Below are 26,210 nucleotides of genomic sequence, written 5' to 3' on the forward strand. Positions count from 1 at the left end.
ACCCGCGCGCACCGCAGGTTCAGGACGTGTCCACCGTCGGATGTCCGTCCCGTCCCCGGATCAGGGCTCCGGGGCGGCGAACGCCAGGGCGCGGGCGGGGTTGTCCACCATGATCGCCTGGATGGCCTCGTCGGCGACCCCGAGGCGCCGCAGCGCCGGCAGGAAATGGTCGGGAATGTAGCCGTAGCCCTGCCCGCCGTACCGCCTGAGCTGGATCTTCTGGCACACGTCGTGGCCGAGCAGGATCTGCGCGGCGTGCCCATCCTCGACCAGGTCGGCGATGCCCCGGGCGGTCTTGTGGTCGCCGAGCAGCACGAGATGGCCCCAGGGGCTGCCCGGCGAGGCGAGGAAATCGAACTCGACGAACACGCCCCGGGCGAGGACCCGCCGCGCGAAGGGCAGGTCGACGGCCATGGTCCCGGCGTGGCCGAGGACGACGTTCGCCGGGTCCACGCCCTCCTCGTCGAGGATGTCGAGGACCGTGAACTTCTCCTCGCCGACCCCGCCCACATGGAACGTGATCGGAGCGCCGGTGATGCGGCTCGCGCGTCCGGAGGCGCGCACGCTCTTGAGCTCGGCGGGCGTCAGCGGCGCGGACTCCGCGCCGACCTCGCCGATGATTCCGGCGCGGATCCCCGTGCCGTCGGCGCCGTCCACGACGTCGCGGACGATCACGGCGGTGAGCTCGTCGACGGTCCGCTCGCCCAGGTCCGGCGGGTGGAAGGTCGGCGTGTACCAGCCCGCGCCCATCACGACGTGGAGCCCGCTCGCCTGCGAGATCCGCCGGAGCGAGCGGGGATCGCGGCCGATGCCGAGGCTGGTGACCTCCACGACGGTCCCGCCGCCCGCGCGCCGGAACTCCCGCACCTCGGCGAGCATCTCGTCGAAGTCGGCGAGGACGTCGTTGTCGGCGTTGACGGCGCCGTGCCTGGTGCGCGCCAGGTTGGCCAGGGTGAGCGGCTCCCGCGCCCGCGGGGAGTCCTCGCCCGGGCGCAGCGCGTGGGCCGGACGCCGGAGGTCGACGAAGAGGTGCTCGTGCATGAGCGTCGGGCCGAGTGCCGACGGGTCGACCGGCCCCGCGACCGTGAGCACCTGACCGGCGAGGTTGGGAATGGTCGGCGGCGGGTTCATCCGCGGCCCTCCGTCATCGTCAGCCAGCGGCGCGGGTTCGCCGTCGTGAGGGCGTTCAGCAGGGCCTCGTCCGCCCCCAGGTACCGCAGGTAGGGGACGAACTGCTCGGCGACGAAGCCGTAACCGCCGCCGCCGAAGGCCTTGAGGTCGATCTTGCGGGAGACGCGCGGGGACAGCAGCACCCGCGCGGCGTGGCCGCGTCCGGCGAGGTCCAGGACGGCGGCGGCGACGTCCTGGTCGTCGACCTCGCGGTACACGGTCGGCAGGCGGCCGAGCCCGTCGAACTGCAGGAACACGCCCCGGTCGGCGAGCCGGGCGAGGGCGCCGGCGTCGGTCGCGAGGCCGTCGCAGTGCCCGACGGCGATGCGGCCGAGGTCGGCCCCGCGCGCGGCGATCAGGTCGAGGAGCTGGTGCGTGACGGCCGCCGTCGCGGCCCGGCGGACGAGCACGGGAGCCCCGGTCCGCCGGGCGGCGTCCGCGACGCTCGTGGCCAGGGCGCGGTCGGCGGGCCGGTCGAGGTCCAGCGGCCCGATCTCGCCGATCACGCCCGCCCGGACGCCGCCGTCCGCTCCCTCGTGGAGATCGCCGACGAGCTCGGCGGTGATGCTCTCGACCGGTCTGCCGGCGAGCTCGGGCGTCCTGGCCGGGGAGTATCCGCCGCAGCCCATCACCACGGCGACCCCGGTCGCCTGGGCGAGCCGGGCCAGTGCTCGCGGTCGACGTCCAAGGTCGACGCCGGTCACGTCGACGACGGCGCCCCCGCCCAGCGCGGCGAAGTCGGCGAGCTCGGGACGGACGATCTCCTCCGAGAGCCGCCGGTCGTCCCGGTTCGGAGCACCCAGGGCGAGCGCACCGAGCACGCCCATGGTCACCCGCGCGTCGTCGGTCGCCTCAGTGGCGTCGCTTTTCGTGGGGCCGTTCAGGCCGCTGACCAAGTGCACGGACGTGACCGCGTGCCCCAGCGCATGCGGGTCGATCGGCCCGGTGACGGTCATGACCCGTCCCGTCTCGCTCGGCGTGGTCATCCGCGGCACCGCGTGCCGATGTCCCGCCATGCGCCGATGAACAGGCTGATCGCCAACTGAGGTCCTTTCCTCCGGAGCCGTTCGCGGCGATGCCCGCAGCCGGACGCCACGCCGGTCAAAGTATCGGCCGCCGGCCGCCTGCTCCCTTGTGTTTCACCGCACGCTTGTTGACGTTCCGCGCACGCCGCCCGTCCCCTACGGTGCGGTCCTGGCCCAGCGTTCGTGGTCCATCCATCGCCCATTGATCTTGATGAAGTTCGGCGAATATCCTTCTTTCCGGAACTGGAGCCTTTTGACCAGATTCAAGGACCTGTGGTTCGCCGGCTGGATATCGGCTTCGATTCGGTGCAGGTCCAGATCGGTGAAGGCGTAGTCGAGCAGCAGCCGCAGCCCCTCGGTCATATAACCGCGTCCGGCGCTGGACGCGAAAGTCCCGTAACCGATGACGCCGCGCAGGTACGGTCCGCGCACGATCTCGTTGATGTTGACGAACCCGACCATGGCGCCCGTGCTGAGCAGGCAGATCACGAACCCGTCCGCGGCCACCCGATCGAATCGCCTGAGGTAGCCGTCGAACTCGTCCGCGGTCTTCGGAGCCAGGATCCACGGACGGAAGAACGACTCGCTCTGCCCGGCCAGTTCGACAAAAGCGTCCCGATCGGCGGCGGAGACGCGCCGGAGACCCACTCTCTTCCCCCGCCGAAGGAACAGATCCGTCGCGGACTCGGTCGCCTTTTGTGTGCCGCTGCTCACAGTTGGAGAATACAGGCGGGTGCACTGCCTGCGAGTTCGTCCGGCCCGGGTTTGGCGCGCGGACGCGCCTAGCCCGCCCGGGGGTGAAGGCCTTACCCCGTCGAAACCTCGGGCAGTGGTTCCGAGTTCACTCGCCTGCGGGATGCGGATTCGATCAGCTCGCCAGAAGGCTGTTGCCCATGACTCGCAGCGCAATACGCCTGACCGCGAGGCTCGTGGCCGCCGCGGCGATCACCGCCGCGGGGGCAGGAGCCGGCGTCGGCACCGCACCCGCCTCCGCCGATCCCGCGGACCGTCCCGCCGTCGCCCATCGGCAAGCCGACCGCGGACATCTGGTCTCCGCCACCCACCTCCGCACTCTGTCCGCGGACGAGGTACGCGCATGGCTGGCGACGGAGGACTTCGACGCCACGTCCGTCCGGTACGGCGTGGACGCCTATCGCCTCGTCTACCGGACGATCGACACCCGCGGCCGCGCAACGACGGCCAGCGGCCTGCTCGTCCTGCCCCGCGGTGCCGAACGCCGGCTCCGCACGGTCTCGTACACCCACGGCACGGAGATCTACAAGCCGGACGCGCCCTCGACGTCCAGCGACGTCTGGGGCTCCGGCCCCGCCGTCACGTACGGCGCCGCCGGGTTCGCCGCCGTCGCGCCCGACTACCTCGGTCTCGGCACCGGCCCCGGCTTTCATCCCTGGAAGCACGTGCCGTCCGAGGTGTCCGCGGCCCTCGACCTGCTCCGCGCGGCGCGGCAGTTCGCGCCGCGCACGGGACGCGTGCTGAACGGTGACGTGCTGGCCACGGGGTTCTCGCAGGGCGCCTCGTCCGCCCTCGGCCTGGCCCGCGCGCTGCAGGACGGCGCCGATCCTCGGTTCAGGCTCCGCGCGGTCGCCCCGATCAGCGGCGCCTACGACTTCGAGGGCGCCGAACTGCGCGCCCTGCTGGACGGCGACGTGCCCCCGAAGGTCGCCGCCGTGTACGTCTCCTACCTCTTCACCGCCTGGAACCGCATCTACGGTGGCATCTACGAGACGCCCTCGGACGTGTTCCAGGAGCCTTACGCGAGCCGCGTCGAGAAGCTCTTCGACGGCACGACCCCCGGACCGGACGTGGTCGCGAACCTCCCGGACACGCTCAACGACCTCCTCACCCGGCGCGGCTTCACACTGCTGCGCCACCCGTCCGGCGCGTTCGCCGAGGCCCTGCGCGTGGACGCGGAGGTCTGCAAAACCTGGACCCCGCGCGTCCCGATCCGCCTCTACAAGATCAGCCACGACGAGCAGGCCACGACCGCCAACACCGACCACTGCGCCTCGTGGCTCCGCCGGCGCGGCGTCGACGTCCCCGTCGTCGACGTGGGCGACACCGTGTACGGCGGTTCCCGCCACCTCGGGTCCAACCTCGCGGGCACCGCGCGGATCGTCCGCTGGTTCACCGCGCTCAGGTGAGGCGCCGATCAGATCCCGAGTCGAAGAGAAGCTCGGTGGCGATCGCGCCGGCGTCATCGGTGCGGGCGCGGCCGAATCGGCATCCCCGCGCGGTGCGCGCGGACGGCAGGAGCCTGTCCTGGTGGCTGTAAATGTCGATCCAGCGGTCCGCGCCGCGCCGCCGGGCCTGGATGACCACGCGGGTCCGGGTCCGGAGAAGTTGCCGGGTGCGTCCCAGCAGGTACTGGCTGTGCAGGCTCAGGCCGGGGCGATCGTCCGGACGGCAGCGCGGAGGCCGGGTCCGAACACGTCGGATCCGGCCTCTGCGCTGCTGGTCGTGCCGGTCGGTCAGCTGACCTCGGCGCCGAACGCCTCCAGGGGCTCGGTCACCGGCTGGAAGAACGTGACGCCGCCCGACTGGCAGTCGCCCGAGCCGCCCGAGGTGAGGCCCAGGGCGGTGCTTCCGCTGAACAGCGATCCGCCGCTGTCGCCCGGCTCCGCGCAGACGGTCGTTTGGATCGCGCCGGAGACGGTGCCCTCGGGGTAGTTCACCGTCGCGTCGGTGGCGGTGACGGTACCGCTGCGCAGGCCGGTCGTGCTGCCGCTGCGCGAGACGCGCTGGCCCACGACGGCCTCGCCGGCCTCGGTGATGTCCTGCGACTGGCCGTTGTACAGGTTGACGGCGCCCTCCCCGGCCTCCTCGGACTGGACGAGCGCGAAGTCGTCGCCCGGGAAGCTGCTCTCCACGGTGGTGCCGAGGGCCTGGGCGCCCTGCTGGTCGGCGGTCCAGGTGCGCACGACGTTGCCGCAGTGTCCGGCGGTGAGGAAGAAGTCCTGGTCGCCGCGTTTGACGTTGAAGCCCAGCGAGCAGCGGGTGCCCTGGCCGAAGATCGCGTCGCCGCCGAGCGCGAAGGTGCTGAGGCGGCCCGGGATGCGGACCATGCGGATCGCCGGTCCCATCTGCCGGGCCGTCCGGCGGACGGCGGCCATGCGCGCGCCGGTGACGGAGTCGTCCGTCCACACGGTCACCCTGGACGTGGCGGGGTCGACCGCCCAGCCGGTGCCCGAGATGCCGGACGTCGACTGGCGGAGCGCGGAGGTGATCCGCTTCAGCGTCGCCGGGCTCCGCTGCACCGTCTTCGGCACGGCGCCGGCGGCGCGCACCATGGCGGCGTCCGCGGGGTTGGTGACCGTGACGACGGGCCGGCCGGACGAGTCGAGGTACGCGCCGGCGGTGCGCGTGCCGAGCCGGTCGGCCAGCTTGGCGGCCAGGGTGCCCGCCGATCTCTTCGGGGTGTTCGGTGCCTGCCGTCCGGCGAGCGTGGCCTGCCGGCCGCCGGACTGGTCCGGCATCCGTACCACGTACAGCGAGCCGGCCACGAGTCCGGCGGTTCCGGCGGCCACCGCGGTCCAGGTGACCACGGTGCGCGTACGAGACTTCCTCGTGGCGTTGCGGCGCGTCATGGGTCCTCCAAGGTCCGGTCTGTGCGTGGAGATACGGCGCGCGGCCGGACGGAGTTCAAGCGCCCGGACGGACGCAGGTCACGGACGCCGTCAGGTCACGGGCGCCGTCGGTCACGGACGCCGTCAGGTCGGCCGCCGGGGTTCGGTAGCGTCGGGTTCATGCGGCTTCATGTGGGGTGCGCGATGTGGGCCCATCCGCCGTGGCAGGGGCGCTTCCTGCCGCACCCGCTGCCTCCCGGCGAGCGGCTGCGGGCCTATGCGAGCTGGTGCAACGCGGTGGAGGGCAACACGACCTTCTACGCGACCCCGTCAAGGGGCACGGTGGAGTCGTGGGCCGAGCAGGCGGCGCCCGACTTCCGTTTCGTGCTCAAACTGCCCAGGTCGATCACGCATGAGCGGCGGCTGGCCGGGTTCGACGAGGAGCTCCGGACGTTCCTGACCGCGATGGAGCCCCTCGGGCCGCGGACGCACGCGCTGTGGGTGCAGCTCCCGGGATCGTTCGGCCCGGCAGACCTCGGGACGCTGGCCGGGTTCCTGCGTCGCCTTCCGGCGGCGCACAGGTACGCGGTCGAGGTGCGTCACCGCGCGTTCTTCGAGGACGCCGGGTGCGTGCGCGACCTCGAACGGGTCCTCGGCGGGGCGGGGGCCGAGTGGGTCCCGTTCGACACCACCGCGTTCTTCCGGGGACGTCCGGGCAGCGACGCCGAACGGGACGCGTGGACGAAGAAGCCGCGCGTGCCGCGCCGGTCGGCGGCGCTCACCGACCGTCCGATCGTCCGGTACCTCGGACGGGACGACACGGAGCGAACGGTCGAAGGATGGCGGTTCTGGGTCGAGAAGGCCGTCGAGTGGCTGCGCGAGGGACGGTCGCCGACCGTCTTCGTCCACACACCGGACAACGCGGACGCGCTGCCGCTCGCCCGCCGCTTCCACGGCGAGGTCAAGGACCGCCTGCCCGAACTCGCTCCGCTCCCGGAGCCGGAGCCGGTGGGGCCGCCGACGCTCTTCTGACGAGCTCGCCCGGCCCGGCCGCGCCTCCCCGTCCGCTGGCACGGAATATCGGCCGTCCGGCAATCCCGTACATAAGGGTCAGAGGTGTATCGCACGGGTAAATGAAGGGGGTCCTTGCCGGAAGGAGAATCCGCCATGCTGGTCCGGGAGGCGATGACCTCGCCCGTCGTGACGATCCCGACGTCGGCCACCGTCCGGCAGGCCATCCGCGTCCTCCTTGAGCACGACCTCACCGCGCTGCCCGTCGTGGACGAGTCAGGACGCCTGGCCGGCATCGTCAGCGAGACGGACCTCCTGCACCACGTGTTCGAGCACGATCCGAGGGCGTTCACCCGGCGGCCCGCCACCGCGGCGTCCCCCGCGCCGCGGCGCGTGGAGGAGGTCATGACCCGCGACGTCGAGATCACCCTGCCCAACGCGGACTTCGCCGTGCTCGCGGAGACGATGCTGAAGGCGCGGATCACGAACGTTCCGGTCATGGCGGGTTCCGAGGTCGTCGGCATTGTCAGCAGCCGGGACCTCATCGCGGTCCTGGCCCGCGACGACGCCCGCATCCGCGACGACGTCCTGGCCGCGATCGCGGAGTACGGACCGGACGGCCCGCGCTGGGACGTGTCGGTGCACGACGGCGTGGTCCGGTTGCGCGGCCGCGCGGACGCGTCCGCACAGCGGATCGCCGACGTCATCGCACGCGCGATCCCCGGCGTCACCAGCGTCTCCATCGAAGACTGAGAACCCGACCCTCGCAGTACGGGTACGAACTCGCAGACCGGACGCGTTGCTACTTGGCGGCCTTGGTGCGGGGCTTGGACTTGCGCGGACGCTTCTTCGAGGACGCCTCTGCGTTCGCCACCTTGGCCGTCTTGGTCACCTTGGCCTTCTTCGACGGCTTCTTGGCTTCCGCGCCCTTCTTCACCTTCTTCCCGTTCTTCCCGCCGTTCTTCGCCTTCTTCGGGGACGACGTGTCGACGACGACGCTCACCGCCGCGTCCGGCGCGTCCGGCGCGTCCGGCGCGGCGACGACCGTCGCCACTGCCGACCCCTCGGCAGCCGTGGGGCCGCTCCCGGCGACGCGGTTCCGGAACGTCTGCCCGGACCGGAATCGCGGCACCTCGGCGGCGGGCACCTCGATCGGAAGCCCGGTTCGCGGGTTGCGTGCCTTGCGCGCCGGACGGGACAGCCGGTCGAACGTGCCGAACCCGGTGACGATGACACGTTCCCCGGCGGACACCCGTTCCATCACGGTCTCGACTACGGCGTCCACGTGCTGTCGGGCGGCGGCCTCGTCGCTTCCCGCGCGTTCCGCCACGGCTCTGACCAGTTCGCTGCGGTTCATGCGCCATGCCCTCCACTGCTGTGAAATGTACGGTTCAGCGTAAACCTGCATGATGATCCGGGCGCGGACATCCGCTCCGGACTCAGCGTGTCTTACCGCCGGCCCCACCCAGGGCACCGGCTTCGGGCACCTTCCGTACCGCGGAAGAACCCGTACCGCATCACCGTCGTCGCCGGAAGGATCGCCCCATGCGCAGTCGCCACGAGGCAGATGCGGACATCGAAGCCGTCACCGCGGCCGGCACGGTGCGCGGCGGCCGGGAGGACGGTCTCGCCGTCTTCCGCGGGATCCCGTTCGCCCGTCCGCCCGTGGGCGCTTTGCGGTTCGCCGCGCCCGAACCGCCCGAGCCATGGGACGGTGTCCGTCCCGCGACCGCGTTCGGCCCGCCGCCGCCGCAGTCGTCGACGCTCGCGCCCGGCGCGCCGCAGGAGACCAGCGGTGACTGGCTGACCTGCAACGCCTGGACGCCGGACCCGGCCGCGTCCCTGCCCGTCATGGTGTGGATCCACGGCGGCGCCTACATCGCCGGGCACTCCGCCGATCCCGGCTACGACGGCGGACGGCTGTCCCAGGAGGGCGGCGTCGTCGTGGTGACGTTCAACTACCGCGTCGGCATGGAGGGGTTCGGGCACATCGAGGGCGCGCCCGCCAACCGCGGCATCCTCGACCAGGCCGCCGCCCTGAGCTGGGTCCGGGACAACATCGCGGCCTTCGGCGGCGATCCGGGCAACGTCACCGTCTTCGGCGAGTCCGCGGGCGCGGGCTCGATCGCGGCGCTGCTCACGATGCCGAGCGCGTCCGGGCTGTTCCACCGCGCCATCGCGCAGAGCGTCCCCGGCACCTACTTCTCCCCCGCCCTGGCGGCCGACATCAGCGCCGCGATCTCCGCCGAGGCCGGTGCCCGTCCCACCCGCCGGGCCCTCGCCGCGATCACACCCGGCCGCCTCATGACGGCCGTGGACTCGGTCGCCGTCACCATGGCCGGACGGACCCGCTGGGGACCGGTCGCGCACACCCCGACCCCCTTCTCCCCGGTCGTGGACGGGGACGTGCTGCCGCGACCACCCTGGGAGGCGCTCGCCGCCGGATCCGCCCGCGGCATCCCGCTGATCGTCGGCCACAACCGCGACGAATACCGGCTCTTCACCGTCATGGACGGCAGCCACGGCCGCATCTCCGAAGACCGGGCGGCCACCGCCCTGCGCGTCTTCGCCCCCGACCCTTCCGCCTACCGCGCCGCCTTCCCGGACGCCTCACCGGGGACCCTTCACGAACTCGTACAGTCCGACTGGCTGTTCCGCATGCCGAGCCTGCACCTCGCGGAAGCACACGCCACCGGCGGCGGTCGCGTCCACTTCTACGAACTGTCGTGGCAGGCCCCTGGCTTCGGCGCCTGCCACGCGCTGGACGTCCCGCTCGTGTGGGGCGATCTCTCCGCCGGAATGGCCCAGCTGCTCATCGGCGAGCACCGCGCCTCCGCCGCCGAGGTCTCGGCGAAGATCCGCCCCGCCTGGACGGATTTCGCGAAATCCGGCGACCCCGGCTGGCCCGCCTACGATTCGACCGAGCGCCTCACACGCGTTTTCGACGTCCCCTCCGCCGTGACCCCGTACCCGGAGGAGACGTCGCGAGCTCTCTGGGCACAGCACACCTTCACCGCACTTCCGCTCGCTCCCTGACCAATGGCCTGGACGCGGTCGTCGCTCCCCAGGCCACGCCCGTCCCACCGGTGAACCAGGGCTGACAGCGGCCCCGCCTCGGTGGAATGGCAGCGGCAGTTAGGCCGCGCTGCGACCCGCGGCCACCGCTTTTCCTACTCCGGCAGTTCCGGGGCGTAAAACGATGGCAGCGGTTCGGGGCCGGTGTACTTCTGGCATTCGCAGGGCATCAACTCATTTCCCGCCCACGCGCCGTTGTTCCACTTCGCGCGTTCGACGCCTGCCCTGCAGCGACCCTCGGCATCGTGGAACGAGGCGCCGTGCCCGCACTGGCACAACGGTCCGCTCTCGGCGGCCTTCGACTTGTGCCTGCGCCGGGGCAGCAGGCGACCGACCGCCAGCCCCGTCCCGAAGATCACCGCTCCGACCAGCATCTCGATCACGACGACCCCCTACCACTCGTACGGCCTCCGGCGATCATCTCATCCGACCGATGACGTAGCCATGCGGCAGCGGGGCGCCTGGTACCCCACCCGCGGCCACCGTCGCATCATCGCTCCACACAAGTCACGATGATCGGCGATGGCCGTACCCGCGCCCGCACGCGGGGGCCCGCACCGGCAAGATCACGATTTACGGCTGGAGTACTAAGCTGTCCTGGCCGACAGCCGAGGCGACGAATCGCCACTCACACGGCGACAACAAAACCGATCCATACAAGCATGCCGGAAGAAATCAAGGAAACGCAGTGTCACAAATGGACGCGTCATCACGGATACGGGAAATATGCCTGGCCTTGCCGGAGACGGTCGAGAAGCCGTTCGGTGGGCATACGGCACCGTCTTTCCGGGTCCGCGACAAGTTGTTCGTGATGACCAGCGAGGACGGCCTCTCGATGACGTTCAAGGCGGCCCCCGGCGTGCAGGAAGCACTCGTGGCGGAGAGCCCGGAGCGCTTCTTCGTCCCGAAGTACGTCGGCAGCAAGGGATGGGTGGGGGCCCGCCTCGACGTCGACCACGACTGGGACGAAATGGCGGAGCTCATCGAGGACAGCTACCGCATGATCGCACCGAAAAGCCTGGTGAAGCTGCTGGACCGGCAGTAGCACCCACCCAGTAGCACCACCAGTGGGCGCCACCCCGTGGGCGAGCGCATCGAGCACCGATCATCCGCCACGCCGATGGGTATGGCGTGGGCGGCGATCAAACCGGGCCAGCCGGACACCTATGCGTTCCATAGTAGAATTGTCGGCCTTCCAGCCCCGTTGAAGTAATGCGGTCAGAAGAACTCCCAAATAGGGCGCGGGCCGGCGAAGGAATCCCTTGGTGACGGGAATGATCTCCCATCCCATCTCTCCGGTAAGCCAAGCCCGCCGCCGCGAGTCATGGGCTCGCGCCCTGGAACCGGTGTGATGACGCTCGCCGTCATATTCGAACCCGACACGGAATTCCGGATAGCCAAGGTCGACGTAGAGCCACTGACCACCCTCGCCGAGCACCGGAACCTGGGTACGCGGACGCGGAAGCCCTGATTCCACGACCGCCACGCGGATCCAGCTCTCACCCGGGGACGCGGCACCGCGATCGCTCAGCCGGACGATCTCCCGCAACCGCCTGTTGCCGCGGTACCCCGGCAGGCCTCGGGCCATCGCCGTGAGTCCATCGGTCCCCACACCCCGCCGGAGAAACTGGTCGAGCGCCGCGACCGCCTCATATCGAGGGAGCCAGCGGGCGCAGTCCAAAGCCGTGCGAGCGAGAGTCGTCACGCGCATCGAGCTCCTCCGTGACATGATCCGCGGGGAGTTCCACGCACTCCGCGGTGATCGGTGTCGCCGGATCCTCGCACGACCCGGGATCGATGAGTTCGACGTTCCAGTCGGCCTCGTCCACTCCCGGCGGTAAGACGTCGAGCCCCCAGATCCATGCGGCGGCGCGGCGGGCGACGACGACCTCCTGAGGCAGGAGACCGCTGAGCGCGGCGGCACGCGCGGCGAGCGAGGCCCCCTTGACGGGAGCGAAGTAGACACCGTTCCCGACCGGGACGATCGAATCGGCGGCCGTCCGCTTCCAGGTGACGCTGTACCCGTCCATATCCACGATCATGTCCCGCAAGTATGCCGCCGCGAAGACCACCGGCAAAATGTGGATAACCCCATCACGCCATGGCGGACGCGGCGAGCGCTGCCCATTCACCAATGCGCTTTATCAAATCCGGCGTGGCGGCGACTTCTGCATGGCCGAACGACGGCTCCACCCACAACTCGCGCGGTTCACGCGCCGCACCGTACAACTGCCGTCCGTGGTCGAGCGGAAAGAACGGGTCCGCGTCCCCGTGGACGACCAGCAGTGGCACCGGAGCGATCCGTCCGACGACTTCGACCGGTGCCTCCGGCACCGGGTCCCATCCCTTCGACGCCACTCGCGTACCCCGCGCCAGCCGGACGACCAGCCGCCCTACGCGCCGTTCGATCACCCAGTGCACGCGCCGCATCGGCACCGTCTCGCGGTAGTACCAGCGGGCAGGCGAACTGACCGACACCACCGCGTCCACACCCCCGTGCAGCGCCGCATGGCGGACGACGACGGCCCCGCCCATGGAGAACCCCGCTACGGCGACCCGCCCGTACCCCCTCCGACGCGCAGCCGCGACGGCAGCGTCGACGTCCAGCACTTCACGGTCGCCGACGGTGGAGTGTCCACCAGACCTGCCATGGCCACGGAAATCCAGCCCGATGACACCGCCGTGCCGGTTGAGGGCACCGGCGATCCGTCGAAGCATGGGCTGCCTCCACGAGCAAGTGAAGCCGTGGGCCAGGATGAAGCACAGATCGCCCTCTCCCCGCAGGTGACCCGCGTCGATCCGGACGTCGTCGGCCGTGTAGAGCGTGAGAGGTTCGGGAATCACCACGGTTCCCATGGTCGGCCACCGCCCCCCTCCACGGCGCGCCACCAGACGGCACTCGCCCCCAGATCTGGTCATTCCGCCCCCGCGACCAGGGGAAACGGACACCTTACCCAAGATCAGCATAAGCCTCCCAAGGCGCGCGTCTCCCGCACCTGACCTGCCGCGGCGGACCGGCCAGATCAGCCGGGCCCTGTCAGCGCGGTCCATCGACACCAGCGGGACCGGGTGGCACCGCCGGATCATCAACGACATCGGGACCAGCCGAGCCCGGCCCGGCCCCGCGGCCAGATCCCCGACCACCGGGACACGAAGGAGATAACGGGCAGGGGGCGATGCCGCGAGGCGGGTAGGAAATTCGTCCCAATTGGTGCGTCGTGGGTGGAGTGGGCCTTCGGGTGGGCTGAACAGATGGGTTGCTGGGTAGATAGTCGAACGTGTCTGGAGGGCTGGTTGATCGACGGGCTCGGACGTCAGGTTGGCTGGTATGGGCAGCGAAGACCGCGCGCTTCCGGTGAAGGCGCGCGAGAACCCGCGGACGACCGACGTCCGCGACGGCGAGTCACCGGACGGTCCCGCGGAGCGCAGGCGTGAGACCGAGGAGTACGCGCGTCAGGCGATGGTCTCCTCGGCGCGAGCGCATGACCGGGCGGCGAGGCTGCTGGAGCAGATGGCCACGGCGCATCCAGAGGAGGCCGAGCTGCATTTGCAGTCGGCCGCCCGGCACCGCAGGTGGGCTGAGAACGACCGGAAACTGGCAGAAACGTACGCGCCCCGGAGCGGCGAACCAGACGGCCTATGATGCGCAGATTGCGCGGGTCGCGCGGTTGGCGCGGTCGCGCGGGTTGCGCGGGTTGCGCGGTAGGCCCTAGCGGAGGATGGAGCATGGACGTCGACCGGGAAACGTTGGAAACGGCCCGTCGTTCGTTGCATGGAGTGGCCGAACTGGTGCTCGCCGGACCGCAATACAGGCAGAGTGGAACTATTCGGCTGAGGATCGTCCGGGGCGGGTTCGGTACCGTCCAAGACCCTGATCTGCGCGTGAACGGAACGGAGCTTGTGGTCGGCGGTCGAGAGATCCCGATGAATGGCACCACCTGCAGGGAACTCGCCGCGGCGGCGCGCGTCGACGCGGGTGGCGCGGGGGACGTCTACAAGGACGGCAGCGGCGTCGGATTGGACGAGACGCTCGGCGTCGAGGCGAAAGCAGTGGAGTACATCGAAGAATGCCTCGTCCGGGGGCACGAGGCTCTCGCCGGGTTCGCCCCGAATACCATGCCCGTGCTTTGGCCTGAACATTTCGATGTGGGTATCAGCCTTGACGAAGTCAATTATGGGGTCAGCCTCGGCGACGCTCACCTCGACGAGCCATACGCGTACGCCGGGCCCTGGGAACCGCGTCAGGGATCGTTCTGGAATGCCTCTTTCGGAGCTGTACGGCCTCTGCGACTCTTTCCCGGGGCCGATGCCCTACGAGACTTCTTCGTCGAGGCCAGAGACCGCGCCGCACACGACCCGCACTGCCCCTGAACAGCGGCTTCGCCCGTCCCACGTCCGCGATGCACTGCCCCCAAGCCCACCCGGAAGCATCGGCGAATACCGTGGATTGTTGGGGGTGATCGTCACTCGGTGAGTCCTTCCTTGAGCGCGCCGTGGAGGAAGACGTCCGGGTGCTCCTCTCATGGCGGTTTCGCGGTCGAGGCCAGGCGCAGCGGGTGCTATCCCGCCATGAGCAGGACAGATTCGGATTTGGCGGCTGATACCGTTACGGTGCTGCGCGCCCAGGAGCGAAGTCCGGTGTGAACCCGGCGCTGTCCCGCAACTGTGGAGCCCCGAGAGGGCCGAGCCAGGTCGCCTCCTCGCGCGCCGACGATTCTCGACCTCGTGGAAGGGCGATCCGTCATGAGCGGGCCGCGGCTTCCCTGCAGCCAGGAGGCTTCAGTGAGACCCGTACGTTCCTTCGTCGCGGTGATGGCGATCGGCGCCGTCGCGTTCGCCGGTGCATGTGGCGGCGACGACGGCGATACCAAGGACAGTGCGTCAGGCGCGAAGACCGTCACCGTCCAGGCCGCCAACGGCGCGGTGGAGGTCCCGGCCAACCCGAAGCGCATCGTGTCGCTCTCCCCCACGCACACCGAGACGCTGTTCGCGATCGGCGCCGGGTCGCAGGTGGTGGCGGTGGACGACTACTCGTCCTACCCCGCGAACGCGCCGCGCACGAAGCTGTCGGGCTTCAAGCCGAACGCCGAGGCGGTCATCGCGTACAAGCCCGACCTCGTCGTCCTGTCCGATGACCTGGGCGGCATCGTGAAGGCGCTGGAGAAGGTCAAGGTCCCCGTTCTGCTGGAGCCCGCGGCGACCAAGCTGGACGAGGCGTACGACGAGATCAACGACCTCGGGCGGGCGACCGGGCACACCACGGAGGCGACGAAGGTCGTCGACGGGATGCGGACGGAGATCCAGAAGACCGTCGCCGCGTCGTCCAAGGCCAAGGGGCTCACCTTCTACCACGAGCTCGACAACCAGCTCCACTCCGTGACGTCCAAGACGTTCGTGGGCCAGGTGTACGGGCTGTTCGGCCTCCGCAACATCGCGGACGCGGCGGACAAGGCGAGCGGCGGCTACCCGCAGCTGTCCCGCGAGTACCTCCTCAAGCAGGACCCCGACCTGATCTTCCTGGCCGACACCAAGTGCTGCGGCCAGAACACCGGCGCGATCGCGAAACGGCCCGGCTGGTCGGACCTGGACGCCGTCAAGAACAAGGGCGTCGTCGAGATCGACGACGACGTCGCGTCCCGGTGGGGTCCGCGCCTGCCCGAGTTCGTGAAGACGATCGGCGACGCGGTGCAGAAGGTCCAGTGATCACTGCACTGATGGACGCCCGCTCGTGAGCCCCCCGCGCCGCCGTTCCAACGAAGCCCCGGCCGACCCGCGACGTCCGCCTCCGGCCGAGGCGTCCCCGGACGTCCGTGCCCCCGACGCATCCGTCCCCGCAATCCCAGAGGACGTCCCGGCAAACGTTGAAGACGTCCCGACAGAGGCAAAGGACGTCCCGGCAGACGTTGAAGACGTCCCCGCAGAGGTTGAGGACGTCTCTGTGGACGTTGAGGACGTCTCGGCAGAGGTCGAGGACGTCTCCGCGAGGGGTGAGGACGTCCAGGCCGGTGGCGAGGACGTCCGGCCAGGTGTTGAAGGTGTCCATGGGCGGGGCAAAGGTGTGTACTCGCTGCTCAGCGGTGCGGTGTCGCGGAAGGGGGCGCGGCGGGCGGCGGGGGAAGCGGCGGGGCAGGCGAGGTTGCGGCCAGTGCCCCTCGGCGTGGCGGTGGTGCTGCTGGCGGTGTCGCTGCTGGCCGGGGTCCTGGTCGGGTCGGCGGAGCTGCCGGTCGGCGGGGTGCTCAAGGCGTTCGCCGACAGGGTGCCGTTCGTGGACGTCGACTCAGGGCTCAGCGTGATCGACGAGAACGTGCTGTTCGAGTTGCGGCTGCCGAGGGCGTTGATGGCGGCGCTGGTCGGCGGGATGCTCGCGCTGGCGGGCGGCGGGTATCAGGGCGTGTTCCGCAATCCGCTCGCCGACCCGTACCTGCTGGGCGCGGCGGGCGGCGCCGGGGTCGGGGCGACGGTGGTGATCGCGCTGGTGCCGGGCGACCCGGGGTACGGGGTGCCGCTCGCGGCGTTCGCGGGCGCGATCTTCGGGGTGTTCCTCGCGTACGCGCTGGGCAGCACGGCGGGACGCGGGAACGGGGTGGCGACGCTGGTGCTGGCGGGGGTCGCGGTGTCGTCGTTCCTTGCGGCGGTGCAGACGTTCGTCCAGCAGCTGAAGGCGGAGGAGCTGCAGCGGATCTTCACGTGGATCCTCGGCGGGGTCGGGTCGGCGGACTGGCATCAGCTCGCCCTGATCGGCCCCTACGCGCTGGTGTCGGCCGTGGTGCTGCTGGCGCACGGGCGGCTCCTGGACGTGCTGAGCGTCGGCGACGAGGAGGCGGCGTCGCTGGGCCTGTCGGCGGCGCGGGTGCGGCTGACGGTGCTGGTCGCGGCGTCGCTGGCGACGGCGTGCGCGGTGGCGGTGAGCGGGCTGATCGGTTTCGTGGGGATCGTGGTGCCGCACGTGGTGCGGCGGCTGGTGGGCGGCTCGTACCGGATCGTGCTGCCGCTGTCGCTGCTCGGCGGCGCGGCGTTCCTCGGGTTCGCGGACCTGGTGGCACGGACGGTGATCAAGCCGGGCGAGCTGCCGCTGGGCGTCGTGACGGCGTTCGTCGGCGGGCCGTTCTTCGTGGCCGTGCTGCGCGCCAGCCGCAGGCGGGTGGACACGTGACCATCGAGATCCGGGACCTGGACGTGGCGCTGGGCGGTCGGCCGGTGCTGAAGGGCGTGTCGCTGGACGTCCCGGCGGGTTCGTGGACGGCGATCATCGGGCCGAACGGGGCGGGGAAGTCGACGCTGCTGCGCGCCGTCCTGGGACTGGTGCCGTCCAGGGGCGGCATCGCGCTGGCCGGTTCGGACCTCGCGGCGCTGAAGCCGAGGCAGCGGGCCCGGCTGATCGCCTACGCGCCGCAGAGCCCGAACTTCCCGGTCGGGATGACCGTCTTCGACTACACGCTGCTCGGACGTTCCCCGTACATCCCGCATCTCGGACGGGAGAGCGCCCGCGACCGGGCCATCACGGCGGAGGTCCTCGACCGGCTGGATCTCACGGGGTTCGCGTCCCGTCCGCTGGACCAGCTTTCGGGCGGGGAGCGGCAGCGGGCGGTGCTGGCGCGGGCGCTGGCGCAGCAGACGTCGGTCCTGCTGCTGGACGAGCCGACGACCGCCCTGGACATCGGCCACCAGCAGCAGGTGATGGAGCTGGTCGACCAGCTCCGGCTCTCCGACGAGCTGACCGTGGTGACGACGATCCACGACCTGACGCTGGCGGGGCAGTACGCCGACGACCTGGTCCTCCTGTCGGACGGACGGGTCGCCGCGGCGGGATCGCCCTCGCGGGTCCTCACCCGCGCCGCCGTCGAGGAGCATTTCGACGCGCGCGTCCACATCGGTTCCGGGCCCGGAGGCCGTCCGATCCTGTCGCTGGAGCGCCCGTCGACGCGCTCACTGAACCCCTCGCCGAAGCACGTACAGGAGCCTGCGCCGAAGCACGTACAGGAGCGTCCGGCGAAGCACCCGTTGGAGCGGCCGTGAAAGTCGAGCTGGTGTGGCGCGAGGAGGACGGGAAGCGGCTCGCGGCGACGGTGTGGCGGGCGGGCGACGGGCATCGGATGATCTCGTCCGCGCTGCTGGGCGGCGGGACCGGCCCGGCCCGCTGGGTGCTGAACGCGCAGGTCGCGGGCGGCTATTCGCGCACGGACCCGGTCGTCCACCTGGAGGAGCTCGCCAGATCGCACGGCCTGGACGGCCCGGGCGTCGGCATGCTCACCGCAGCGTCGGTGTCCCGCACCATGTTGCGGGACGACGAGGGCGTGAACGTCTCCGCGACGGTCGGTCTGCGCGTCCCGACCTGGGCCGCCGCGCCCGCCGGGACGTCCGACCCCGAACTCGCCCCGATCCACTTGGACGGACCCCCGGCTCCCCCGCCCCGCCCCTCAGAGACGCCTCCGCACCCCTCGGGTGCTCCAGCATGGCCCTCGGGTCCGCCGATGCCGGCGCCCGGGACGGTCAACATCGTCGTCGCCGTTCCGGTGCCGTTGAGCGACGCGGCGCTGGTCAACGCGGTCGTGACCGCCACCGAGGCCAAGACGCAGGCGCTGCTCGAAGCGGGATATCCGTGCACCGGCACCGCGTCCGACGCCATCTGCGTCGCCGCCACGACCGCCGGCGGGCCGCGGGAGCCGTTCGCAGGGCCGCGGTCGGCGTGGGGTTCGAGGATCGCGCGCGCCGTGCACGCCGCCGTCCACGCCGGTGCGCTCGACTACGCCGCCTTCCTGGAGGCCCGCGAATAGGTACCGGCCGCCGTACCACCCCGGTGCGATACGGCGGCCGGTTTCAGGGCCAGTGCAGTGTGGGGAAGGGCCTCACCTCCTCCTTGTTCGTCGTCCCGCCGGCATGGGATCAGCCGGCGTAAGGAAGGCGATGTCCGTTGCGGGTCCGCGGGGCGTGGGCGGGGGCGAGCGGGTCGGGGCCGTCGAGGGACGATCCGTTCAGCGGCGGGAGCGGGTGCAGACCGGTCGGCGGCTCCCGGTCGGCGACGTGGTGGGGGGCGCCGTCGCGGCGTCCGTCGGCGACGGCGGTGAACGCGTCGACCCGGCGGCGGGCGCGGTCGGCCTCGGCGCGGGCCGCGTCGCGTTCGGCGGTGAGGGCCTTCACCGCGGCCCGCAATTCCTCGGCCGTGCGGGACAGCTGCCAGTTGTGCCGCTCGGACTCGCGTGCCCGCGCCTGGAACTGGTCGCAGTCGGCGACGGCCTGGCCGCGTTTGGCCTCGGCGTCGCGGACAGCGGAGCGCAGGTCCTCGGCGGAGCGTTTCGCGGCGTCCGCCTCGACGCGCTGGCCCTCGGCGAGGGTCTCCGCCTCCGACAGCCGCCCGTGCAGGGCGACGAGCTCCGAGCGGGCGTTCTCCAGTGAGGCGAGCAGTTCGCCCTCGCGAGCGGCGACGCGGTCGCGTTCGCGTTCCGCGGCGAGCCGGGCGGCGGCCGCGGCCTCGGCCTCGTCCTTCGCGTCCTGGCCCTCCCGCCTGGCGGCGTCGACTTCGGCGGCGAGGCGCTCGGCTTCGGCGCGGACGGACGCGGCGTCCCGCTCGGCGGTGTCCGCGCGGGAGCGGGCGGAGGCCGCCTCCCGCCAGGCGGCCGCCGCCTGCTGCTCGGACGCGTCGCGTTCCCGCTGCGCGATCGCGATGTGCCCGGCGGCGTCGGCGCGGGCGTCGGCGACCCGCCGTTCGACGCCGGCGACGCTGAGCTCGGAGATGAGCGCGCCCGCGAGCCGGTCCGCGGCGCCCTCCAGCCGGTCGACCATCTCCCACGTCCAGGCGACCTGGCCGGTCAGCCCCGGGGACTCCAGGCCGCGTTCGCGGCTTTCGCGCGCGGACCGCTCGCACGTCCCGTCGTCGTCCTGGCAGTAGCGGACGGTGCGGGCGCCGCGCACCGGCTGCGGCACGGGCCGTCCGCAGCCGGCGCACGGCCAGACCGCGACCGGGTCACCGAGGCGTGCGAACCCGGCGCGGTCGTCATCGACGCCCGGCGCCCCGGCGCCGGCGCCGGAAGCGAAGCCCGCCTGGGGCGTGGTGCTTGCGTGGGGTGTGTGCTCGGGTCGCGGCGCGAGGGCGATGTGGGACGCGGTGCTCGCCTGTCGTATGGCCTCGTCCCGCGGTGTGGGATCCGCGTGCGGGGCGGGGCCTGCGCTGGAGGCTGAGGCGGCGTCAGGGCCGGACGCCGCCGCGCCGGTGTCAGGGGCGGAGGCCGCGCCAGGGGCGAAGGTGGTGGAGGTGGCCGGGTCGATGACGGGAAGGTCGGTCTTCGTCGGGGCGGCTCGGGTCGGGGAGACGTTCTCAAGCGGGGCGACCTTCAGGTCCTTCATGTGCCGTTGTACGCAGCGACGCCCGGAGGCGTTCGACGTTCGCGGCAACTACTTCAGGAGCGTTCCGCACAGCACCCGCGGGCGCGGTCAGTCGCCGTATTCGCGCAGGTAGTCGTCCCGGACCTGGCGACGGCTGAGTTTGCCGGCGGGGGTGCGCGGCAGCGCGTCGCGGAACTCCACCCGGCGCGGACGCTTCGGTTTCGCCAGCCGCGGCTCGCAGTGCGCGAGGAGGGCGGCGGCGAGGGCCGCGCCGGCGGGGGCGTCCTCGGCGGGCTCCACCAGCGCGACGACGATCTGCCCCAGGTCGTCGTCGGGGACGCCGATGACGGCCGCGTCGCCGACCGCCGGATGCTGGAGCAGGACGCTCTCGATCTCGGCCGGGTAGATGTTCACGCCGCCGGAGATGATGAGGTCGGTGCGGCGGTCGCTCATGTACAGCCAGCCGTCCGCGTCGACGTGGCCGAGGTCGCCGGGGGTGTGGAAGCCGTCGTGCATGGTGGACGCGGTCTTGGCGGGATCACCGTGGTACTCGAACCCCGGATGGCCGCTCGCGTGGATCAGTCCCGTCTCCCCGGTGGGCAGCTCGCGGCCCTCCGCGTCCAGGATCTTGATCTGCACGCCGTCGACCGGGCGGCCGACCGTCCCGGGCCGGGCGAGCCACTCGTCCGGGCCGGCGAGGACGACCGGGCCGGTCTCCGTCGAGCCGTAGTACTCGTAGAGGACGGGCCCCCACCAGTCCAGCATCCGCCGCTTGGTCTCCACGGGGACGGGCGCGGCGCTGTGGAACACCTGCCGCAGCGACGACACGTCGTAGCGAGCCCTGACGTCGTCCGGCAGCGCGAGCATGCGGTGGAACATCGTCGGCACCATGAACGTGTTGGTGACGCCGTGCCGCTGGATCAGCTCCAGGGTGTGCTCCGGCTGGAACCGCGACGCGACCACGACGGCGTGACCGAGGTGCAGCGACAGCAGCGCGTGGACGCAGGGCGCCGAATGGTAGAGCGGGCCGACGGCGAGATGGACGCCGTCGCCGGGCTCCAGGCCGAGCTGCCGCATCAGCGTGCGGCGCAGGACGTCGACGACCGTCTCCGGCGGGACGTCCAGCAGCGGCCGCCGGACGCCCTTCGGACGTCCCGTCGTCCCGGACGTGTACAGCATGATCGAGCCCATCCGCCGCTTGCCCGGCGGCTCGGCGCTGCCCGACGCGCACAGCCCGGCCAGCGAGCGGTAGCCGTCCGCGGGGCCGGTGCTCACGCGTCCGTCGGCGGGGATGCCCGCCTCGTCCGCGCCGCCCGACACCGCGTCGGCGAACGCGCTCTCGGTCACGACGGCCCTCGCGCCGGAGTCGGCGAGGATGTAGCCGAGCTCGGGCCTGGTCAAGTGGCGGCTCACGGGGACGAGATAAAGCCCGGACTGCAACGCGGCGAGCATGACGGTCAGGAATTCGGGCCGGTTCCCGAGCACGGTCGCCAGCGTGTCGCCGGGGCGCAGCCCGAGACCGTCCAGCGCGTTCGACAGGCGGTTCGCCTCGGCGTGCAATCCGCCGTAGGAGACCGGCACGCCGGGAGCCAGCACGGCGGGGCGATCCGGGTCCCTCTGTGCGATCTCGTAGAAGCCGACTCCGTCGACACCCATGCGGCACTCCTTAGTGTGGGTCAGATGGCGAGATGACCTTCACGTCCATCTGACCTATCCCGTGGTGACCAAGTCAAGATTGTGGACGGTCCACAAAGCGCGGCCGATTGAATCGGCCGGTCCGGGTCAGCGGTTTCGCTGACCGTGCACGCCCCGGCAAATATCATGTGTGGTCAGAATCAGGGGAACGGACGACTGCGGGGCAGACGCGCCCATGAGGCCTGCATGACAGAAACCGGCAACGGCGGCAAAGGAGCCGACCCGCTGCCGCCCGCCCTGATCCTGGGCGTCTGCTCCGGCGTCATCGTCACCGTCGTGATGAATCACGTCCACAAGGTCGCCTGGCTCAGCGCGCTCGTCACGGGCGCCGTCGCGGTCGCCGTCATCGCCCTGCTCCTCTGGCTCGCCGCCCGCCGGCAGGTCAAGGACGCCCTCAGACCGCTCGTCGCCAAGCTGTCGATGAGGGTGGTGACGGCCGTCGCGTGGGTCGCCGCCGGGGCCGCGGTGATGGCGCTGGTCCTGCTCCTGGCCGCCGGCGTCCAGGGGCTGCGGGAGCGCACCGGGTCGTGCGGGCAGCCGCTGGAGCTGCGGGTGCTGACGACGCCGGAGGCGCTCACCCCGCTGCGCGCCGCCGCGGCCGAGTTCGCCAACGACAGCGAGGACGACGGCTGCCGGCAGTACGGCGTCACCGTCGTCCCCGAGGCGGGGCCGCTCCCGCTGTACGACGGGTTCAGGCTGCTGTGGCGGCGCAGCGCGCCCGCGGACGAGCGGCACGCCGACGGCGAGCAGCTGTTCGGCCCGCAGCCCGACATCTGGATCCCGTCGTCGACGGCGGAGTACGACTTCATCCCGAAGGGTCCGGGCCAGGTCGCATCGCCCGTTCAGGCGGGCGGCGCCCGATCGGCCCCGAAAGCCTCCAATCCGAACGACCCGAACGGCGAAAACGGCGAAAACGGCTCTGGCGCGAATGGCGAAAACGGCTCCGGTGGGAATGGCGGCGGCGATCCCAACTTCCGGCTGCGCGGTTCGCTTGGGACGTCGCCGCTCGTGCTGGCGCTGTTCCCCGACGCGCACAGATCCGTCACCGACCCGTTGGCGGCGCCGCTCGCGCGGAGAACGGCCGACCTGCTGAACCGCATCGCCGACCAGGACCGGCCACTGCGCGCCGTCGCCCGTCCCGTCCCCGAGACGTCGTCGGCCGCGCTGGCCGCGACGCCCGCGCTGTACGACGCGCTGCGCGGCGGCGACACGGAGGACGAGCGGTTCGCCGCGCCCGCCGACTTCGTCGCGCCGGACGCGGTGTCGCTGCTGTGCCGGTTCCGGGAGCAGGCCGGCGCGCAGCAGTCCGTGCCCCCGCGCGACATCGCCGTCGCCGTCCCCGAGCAGGTGCTGCACGACTACGACATGGGGCGCCCGCTCGGCGACCGGTGCGGCGCCGTCGACCCCGACGCCGCCCCGTACGCGAATTGGCGCCTGCATCCGTACTACGCGGCGGACCTGCCGACGCTCGACTATCCGTTCGTCCAGGTGCGGTGGCGCGGCCAGGACACCGAGGAGCGGGACGCGGCGGTCACCGCGTTCCGCCGCTGGCTGGACCGCCGTCCGCTCACCCGGCAGGGCTTCCGGGACGGGCGGGGCAGCGTGCCGCCGGCGCTCGAAGGCGACACGCGGCATTTCTACCTGTCGCGGCTCCAGCGGATCGTCGGCGACCGCGTCATGCCGAGCGAGGTCCAGCCGGTCCCCGCGCAGGGCGTGCAGAAGACGCTCGACCGCATCGGCGCGGCCCGTCCGCGGGTCTCGGCGTCGCTGATGCTGGACGTGTCCGGTTCGATGGGCGCCGCGGCCCAGGCGCACGAGGGCGCCCGCCTCGCCCGCGGGGCCGCGTTCCTGCGGAGCCTGGTGTCACAGCTCCAGAGCAACGACCGCGCCGGCCTTCAGGTGTCGTCGCAGACGGCGCCGCCGAACAGCGCCCGGACGTTCGGGAACGTCCCGCAGGACACCGCGTCCCCCGAGCACAAGAACGCGATCACGAGCCGGTTGCAGGCGGTCGCGTCCGGCGGCGGCGACCAGCCGCTCAGCGACGCGATCGCGGCCGCCGATCTCGGGACGGGCCGTCCGAACCTCATCCTCGTCACCGACGGGCAGATCCCCGGCACGAATCCGGGGCTCGCCGCGCGGGCGGAGTGGCTGTCGGGCGAGTTCCGCGAGGGGCATCCCGACCTGCGGCTCACCGTCGTGCTGACGGGTCCCGCGACGTGCCGGTCCACGCCCGTCAGGCAGATCGTCGCGGCGCTCCGCCGGGCGGACGGGAAGGGCTGCGTTGAGCTCACCGGCGCGTCCGAGGTGGAGCAGGCCGCCGCGCTCCTGTCCAGGCTGAGATCGACCGGGGAGAGGCGATGAGGTTCCTGCCGGGCGACCGGACGGCCTGGATCAGCGCCGTGTCAGGCGCCGCGCTGATGCTGGCCGCGGGTCTGGCCGTGCTCCTCTGGCCGGACGATTCGTATCCCGAGATGAAGGCCGACTGCCACCGCGAGGAGCTGTTCGTCGCCGGCGGCACGGACGTCAGCCTGAAGAACCAGCGCCGCGCGCTGATCCGGCAGTGGAACGAGGGACGCCACCCGGACGGCCGGGCGCACCCGCACGCCACGCTCGTCGAGGTGTCCGAGTCCACCGATCTGCAGCACAGCCAGCTCAAGGCGGTGCAGGAGTCGGGGAGCTGCGCCTACGACGTCCTGATCATGGACAACACGTGGACGGCGCAATTCGCCGACGCCGGCTACCTGCGCCCGCTCGACGGCATCGGCGACCTCGGCGACTTCTTCCCCGCCGCGCTGCGGACGGGCGAACGCGACGGGAAGCAGTACGCCGTCCCGTTCAACGTCGACGTCGGGCTCCTCTACTTCCATGAGGGCGAGGCCCCGCCGTCCGCGTGGCCCGGGCTCCTGAGCTCCGGCATCGCGCTGCAGCTCGCCGACTACGACGGGCTGACCGTGAACGCGCTGGAGGCGGTGTGGAACGACGGCGGCGCCGGTCTGCTCACCGGCGACGGACGTCCGGGCATGGCGGAGCTGCGCACCGGGGTGTATCCGGCGCTCGCCCGTCTCGCGCCGCGGGTGCGGGGGTCGCTGGCGCCGTCCCGCCGGTTCGAGGAGCTGGAGAGCATCGAGGCGTTCGCGTCCGGGACCCGGCTGATGCGGAACTGGCCGTACGCGTTCTCGGCGCTCGCGACCGAGCCGCGGATGCGGGACGGCGACCGCCTGCGTTTCGGCGTGACGGCGCTGCCCGGCCGGACGGTCCTCGGCGGGCAGAACCTCGCCGTGTCGGAGCGGTCCCCCAATCCCGACGCCGCCGCCGATCTGGTGGAGTTCCTCAGCGGGACGGCCGGCCAGCGGCTGCTGTTCTCGTGCGGCGGGTTCGCGCCCGGGCGGTACTCCGCGCTCGGCCTGACCCCCGAGCGCCACTCCCCCGCCGACGTGAAGGTGCAGGCGTGCTCGTCGCTCACGGGCGAGCCGCCGGGGCCTGGCGAGAAGGAACTGCCCGACCAGGCGCAGCTTGCCCAGCTCGGACGCGCCGTCGTCACCGCTCTGGGGCGTGCCGAGCCGCGTCCGGTGACCCCGCACTACAGCACGTTCAGCAGCACGTTCCGCGGCTGCGTCCAGCGGGTCTTCGACCAGACCGGGACGGACGCGGAGGTGTTCGCGCGGGCCGTGACGCGCTCCCTCGACGGCAAGGCCGCATCCTGCTGACCGACCACCCCTGATGCGCGGTCAGCGGGCGTTTTCGAGGGCTGAGCGGGCCATGCCGTGCAGGAGGCCGGCCATCGCGGCGCGGTCGAGCCCGGCGGCGCTGCGCGGGGTGGAGTTGAGGAGGCCGAAGGCGGCGTGGACGGCGGCGCGCGTCCGGTCGTCCGGCAGGCCGGGGTTCAGGCGGCGCAGGACGGCGACCCATTCCTCCACGTAGGCGCGCTGCAACCGGCGGACGCGGTGCCGCCGCGGCTCGGGCACGTTGTCCAGCTCCCGCTCGTGGACGGTGATCAGCGCGGGGTTGTCGAGGGCGAACGCGATGTGCCAGCGGAGCAGCGCGTCCAGGGCCCGTCCGGGGTCGGGGTCGGCGGCGCGGCGGACGCCCTCGGCGAGCAGCCGCTCGCTGATGTCGAGGAGCATCTCGGCGAGCACGGCCTCCTTGCCGCTGAAATGCCGGTAGAGGGCGGGCCCGGTGAGGCCGACGGCCCGGCCGAGGTCGCCGATGGACGCCCCGTGGTAGCCGCGCCGCGCGAACAGCTCGGCCGCGGCGGCGAGGATCTCGGCCCGGCGCGGGTTCGGCGGCGGGCCGGCCAGTTCCGCGGCCGGGTGGGACGTCATGCCCGCCA

General features: G+C 71.9%; 25 protein-coding genes. 13 read left to right on the plus strand and 12 right to left on the minus strand.

Translation table 11 applies throughout. The annotated features are described in order from the left end of the window. Positions 1–60: 60 nt before the first annotated feature. The 3 genes from ACH34T_RS12575 to ACH34T_RS12585 form a co-directional block, all read right to left on the minus strand. A complete protein-coding gene (locus tag ACH34T_RS12575; RefSeq protein ID WP_395992238.1) occupies positions 61–1,131 on the minus strand; it encodes a phosphotriesterase in 1,071 nt (356 codons plus the stop codon). Next, a complete protein-coding gene (locus ACH34T_RS12580) occupies positions 1,128–2,156 on the minus strand; it encodes a phosphotriesterase (protein ID WP_395992239.1) in 1,029 nt (342 codons plus the stop codon). The genes ACH34T_RS12575 and ACH34T_RS12580 overlap by 4 nt, the downstream gene beginning before the upstream one ends. Before the next feature lie 195 nt (positions 2,157–2,351). Further along, on the minus strand, positions 2,352–2,843 hold the full coding sequence (locus tag ACH34T_RS12585; RefSeq protein ID WP_395992240.1) for a GNAT family N-acetyltransferase: 492 nt from the start codon (positions 2,841–2,843) through the stop codon (positions 2,352–2,354). Positions 2,844–3,088: 245 nt separating this feature from the next. Between ACH34T_RS12585 and ACH34T_RS12590 the strand changes: the two genes are divergently transcribed. Then, positions 3,089–4,357 (plus strand): alpha/beta hydrolase family protein, encoded by a 1,269-nt coding sequence (locus ACH34T_RS12590; RefSeq protein ID WP_395992241.1) that lies wholly within the window; start codon positions 3,089–3,091, stop codon positions 4,355–4,357. Here ACH34T_RS12590 and ACH34T_RS12595 read toward each other — a convergent pair. Together ACH34T_RS12595 and ACH34T_RS12600 are read right to left on the minus strand one after the other, a co-directional pair. After that, positions 4,350–4,535, minus strand: a complete 186-nt coding sequence (locus ACH34T_RS12595; RefSeq protein ID WP_395992242.1) for a hypothetical protein — start codon at positions 4,533–4,535, stop codon at positions 4,350–4,352. The genes ACH34T_RS12590 and ACH34T_RS12595 overlap by 8 nt on opposite strands. Positions 4,536–4,684: 149 nt before the next feature. Next, a complete protein-coding gene (locus ACH34T_RS12600; RefSeq protein WP_395992243.1) occupies positions 4,685–5,800 on the minus strand; it encodes a S1 family peptidase in 1,116 nt (371 codons plus the stop codon). Between the two features lie 159 nt (positions 5,801–5,959). On the opposite strand from ACH34T_RS12600, the gene ACH34T_RS12605 reads away from it, so the two are divergent. Beyond that, positions 5,960–6,811: a DUF72 domain-containing protein gene (locus ACH34T_RS12605; RefSeq protein WP_395992244.1), complete on the plus strand. Its 852-nt coding sequence runs from the start codon at positions 5,960–5,962 to the stop codon at positions 6,809–6,811. Positions 6,812–6,946: 135 nt separating this feature from the next. Further along, positions 6,947–7,543, plus strand: a complete 597-nt coding sequence (locus tag ACH34T_RS12610; RefSeq protein WP_395992245.1) for a CBS domain-containing protein — start codon at positions 6,947–6,949, stop codon at positions 7,541–7,543. Between the two features lie 49 nt (positions 7,544–7,592). Here the strand turns inward: ACH34T_RS12610 and ACH34T_RS12615 are convergent, their stop codons facing one another. After that, positions 7,593–8,147, minus strand: coding sequence for an HU family DNA-binding protein (locus ACH34T_RS12615; protein WP_395992246.1), 555 nt, complete (start codon positions 8,145–8,147; stop codon positions 7,593–7,595). 188 nt (positions 8,148–8,335) lie between these two features. Between ACH34T_RS12615 and ACH34T_RS12620 the strand changes: the two genes are divergently transcribed. Continuing rightward, a complete protein-coding gene (locus ACH34T_RS12620) occupies positions 8,336–9,826 on the plus strand; it encodes a carboxylesterase/lipase family protein (protein WP_395992247.1) in 1,491 nt (496 codons plus the stop codon). Between the two features lie 134 nt (positions 9,827–9,960). On the opposite strand, the gene ACH34T_RS12625 is transcribed toward ACH34T_RS12620, so the two are convergent. After that, a complete protein-coding gene (locus ACH34T_RS12625; protein ID WP_395992248.1) occupies positions 9,961–10,248 on the minus strand; it encodes a hypothetical protein in 288 nt (95 codons plus the stop codon). Positions 10,249–10,562: 314 nt separating this feature from the next. Here ACH34T_RS12625 and ACH34T_RS12630 point away from each other — a divergent pair, with 314 nt between their 5' ends. Further along, complete coding sequence (locus tag ACH34T_RS12630) at positions 10,563–10,910, plus strand: MmcQ/YjbR family DNA-binding protein (RefSeq protein ID WP_395992249.1); 348 nt, start codon at positions 10,563–10,565, stop codon at positions 10,908–10,910. A 604-nt stretch (positions 10,911–11,514) separates the two neighbouring features. Here ACH34T_RS12630 and ACH34T_RS12635 read toward each other — a convergent pair. Continuing rightward, complete coding sequence (locus ACH34T_RS12635; protein WP_395992250.1) at positions 11,515–11,937, minus strand: hypothetical protein; 423 nt, start codon at positions 11,935–11,937, stop codon at positions 11,515–11,517. Positions 11,938–11,959: 22 nt separating this feature from the next. Next, complete coding sequence (locus tag ACH34T_RS12640) at positions 11,960–12,721, minus strand: alpha/beta hydrolase (RefSeq protein WP_395992251.1); 762 nt, start codon at positions 12,719–12,721, stop codon at positions 11,960–11,962. 472 nt (positions 12,722–13,193) lie between these two features. On the opposite strand from ACH34T_RS12640, the gene ACH34T_RS12645 reads away from it, so the two are divergent. From ACH34T_RS12645 to ACH34T_RS12670, 6 genes are all read left to right on the plus strand, one after another. Continuing rightward, a complete protein-coding gene (locus ACH34T_RS12645) occupies positions 13,194–13,508 on the plus strand; it encodes a hypothetical protein (RefSeq protein WP_395992252.1) in 315 nt (104 codons plus the stop codon). Positions 13,509–13,591: 83 nt separating this feature from the next. Next, positions 13,592–14,236 (plus strand): hypothetical protein, encoded by a 645-nt coding sequence (locus ACH34T_RS12650; protein ID WP_395992253.1) that lies wholly within the window; start codon positions 13,592–13,594, stop codon positions 14,234–14,236. 411 nt (positions 14,237–14,647) lie between these two features. Continuing rightward, complete coding sequence (locus ACH34T_RS12655) at positions 14,648–15,568, plus strand: ABC transporter substrate-binding protein (protein ID WP_395992254.1); 921 nt, start codon at positions 14,648–14,650, stop codon at positions 15,566–15,568. 433 nt (positions 15,569–16,001) lie between these two features. Then, complete coding sequence (locus ACH34T_RS12660) at positions 16,002–17,018, plus strand: FecCD family ABC transporter permease (protein ID WP_395992434.1); 1,017 nt, start codon at positions 16,002–16,004, stop codon at positions 17,016–17,018. Beyond that, complete coding sequence (locus ACH34T_RS12665) at positions 17,015–17,881, plus strand: ABC transporter ATP-binding protein (RefSeq protein WP_395992255.1); 867 nt, start codon at positions 17,015–17,017, stop codon at positions 17,879–17,881. Before ACH34T_RS12660 ends, ACH34T_RS12665 begins: the two co-directional genes overlap by 4 nt. Further along, positions 17,878–18,639, plus strand: a complete 762-nt coding sequence (locus ACH34T_RS12670; RefSeq protein WP_395992256.1) for an adenosylcobinamide amidohydrolase — start codon at positions 17,878–17,880, stop codon at positions 18,637–18,639. The genes ACH34T_RS12665 and ACH34T_RS12670 overlap by 4 nt, the downstream gene beginning before the upstream one ends. A gap of 109 nt (positions 18,640–18,748) precedes the next feature. Here the strand turns inward: ACH34T_RS12670 and ACH34T_RS12675 are convergent, their stop codons facing one another. Next, positions 18,749–20,206: a chromosome segregation ATPase gene (locus ACH34T_RS12675; RefSeq protein ID WP_395992257.1), complete on the minus strand. Its 1,458-nt coding sequence runs from the start codon at positions 20,204–20,206 to the stop codon at positions 18,749–18,751. An 87-nt stretch (positions 20,207–20,293) separates the two neighbouring features. After that, positions 20,294–21,841, minus strand: a complete 1,548-nt coding sequence (locus ACH34T_RS12680; RefSeq protein ID WP_395992258.1) for an AMP-binding protein — start codon at positions 21,839–21,841, stop codon at positions 20,294–20,296. Positions 21,842–22,066: 225 nt separating this feature from the next. Here ACH34T_RS12680 and ACH34T_RS12685 point away from each other — a divergent pair, with 225 nt between their 5' ends. Next, complete coding sequence (locus ACH34T_RS12685) at positions 22,067–24,241, plus strand: hypothetical protein (protein ID WP_395992259.1); 2,175 nt, start codon at positions 22,067–22,069, stop codon at positions 24,239–24,241. After that, complete coding sequence (locus tag ACH34T_RS12690) at positions 24,238–25,587, plus strand: extracellular solute-binding protein (RefSeq protein ID WP_395992260.1); 1,350 nt, start codon at positions 24,238–24,240, stop codon at positions 25,585–25,587. Before ACH34T_RS12685 ends, ACH34T_RS12690 begins: the two co-directional genes overlap by 4 nt. 21 nt (positions 25,588–25,608) lie before the next feature. Here ACH34T_RS12690 and ACH34T_RS12695 read toward each other — a convergent pair whose 3' ends face one another. After that, complete coding sequence (locus tag ACH34T_RS12695) at positions 25,609–26,202, minus strand: TetR/AcrR family transcriptional regulator (protein WP_395992261.1); 594 nt, start codon at positions 26,200–26,202, stop codon at positions 25,609–25,611. Positions 26,203–26,210 lie beyond the last annotated feature (8 nt).

The organism is Actinomadura sp. 9N215 (genome assembly GCF_044326345.1).
Lineage (GTDB): Bacteria > Actinomycetota > Actinomycetes > Streptosporangiales > Streptosporangiaceae > Spirillospora.

Coding starts and splice junctions, on each gene's coding strand:
- ACH34T_RS12695 (WP_395992261.1), bottom strand. CDS start 26,202: ATGACGTCCCACCCGGCCGCGGAACTGGCCGGCCCGCCGCCGAACCCG.
- ACH34T_RS12620 (WP_395992247.1), top strand. CDS start 8,336: ATGCGCAGTCGCCACGAGGCAGATGCGGACATCGAAGCCGTCACCGCG.
- ACH34T_RS12575 (WP_395992238.1), bottom strand. CDS start 1,131: ATGAACCCGCCGCCGACCATTCCCAACCTCGCCGGTCAGGTGCTCACG.
- ACH34T_RS12630 (WP_395992249.1), top strand. CDS start 10,563: ATGGACGCGTCATCACGGATACGGGAAATATGCCTGGCCTTGCCGGAG.
- ACH34T_RS12685 (WP_395992259.1), top strand. CDS start 22,067: ATGACAGAAACCGGCAACGGCGGCAAAGGAGCCGACCCGCTGCCGCCC.
- ACH34T_RS12610 (WP_395992245.1), top strand. CDS start 6,947: ATGCTGGTCCGGGAGGCGATGACCTCGCCCGTCGTGACGATCCCGACG.
- ACH34T_RS12640 (WP_395992251.1), bottom strand. CDS start 12,721: ATGGGAACCGTGGTGATTCCCGAACCTCTCACGCTCTACACGGCCGAC.
- ACH34T_RS12680 (WP_395992258.1), bottom strand. CDS start 21,841: ATGGGTGTCGACGGAGTCGGCTTCTACGAGATCGCACAGAGGGACCCG.
- ACH34T_RS12605 (WP_395992244.1), top strand. CDS start 5,960: ATGCGGCTTCATGTGGGGTGCGCGATGTGGGCCCATCCGCCGTGGCAG.
- ACH34T_RS12675 (WP_395992257.1), bottom strand. CDS start 20,206: ATGAAGGACCTGAAGGTCGCCCCGCTTGAGAACGTCTCCCCGACCCGA.
- ACH34T_RS12580 (WP_395992239.1), bottom strand. CDS start 2,156: ATGACCACGCCGAGCGAGACGGGACGGGTCATGACCGTCACCGGGCCG.
- ACH34T_RS12690 (WP_395992260.1), top strand. CDS start 24,238: ATGAGGTTCCTGCCGGGCGACCGGACGGCCTGGATCAGCGCCGTGTCA.
- ACH34T_RS12645 (WP_395992252.1), top strand. CDS start 13,194: ATGGGCAGCGAAGACCGCGCGCTTCCGGTGAAGGCGCGCGAGAACCCG.
- ACH34T_RS12590 (WP_395992241.1), top strand. CDS start 3,089: ATGACTCGCAGCGCAATACGCCTGACCGCGAGGCTCGTGGCCGCCGCG.
- ACH34T_RS12650 (WP_395992253.1), top strand. CDS start 13,592: ATGGACGTCGACCGGGAAACGTTGGAAACGGCCCGTCGTTCGTTGCAT.
- ACH34T_RS12600 (WP_395992243.1), bottom strand. CDS start 5,800: ATGACGCGCCGCAACGCCACGAGGAAGTCTCGTACGCGCACCGTGGTC.
- ACH34T_RS12615 (WP_395992246.1), bottom strand. CDS start 8,147: ATGAACCGCAGCGAACTGGTCAGAGCCGTGGCGGAACGCGCGGGAAGC.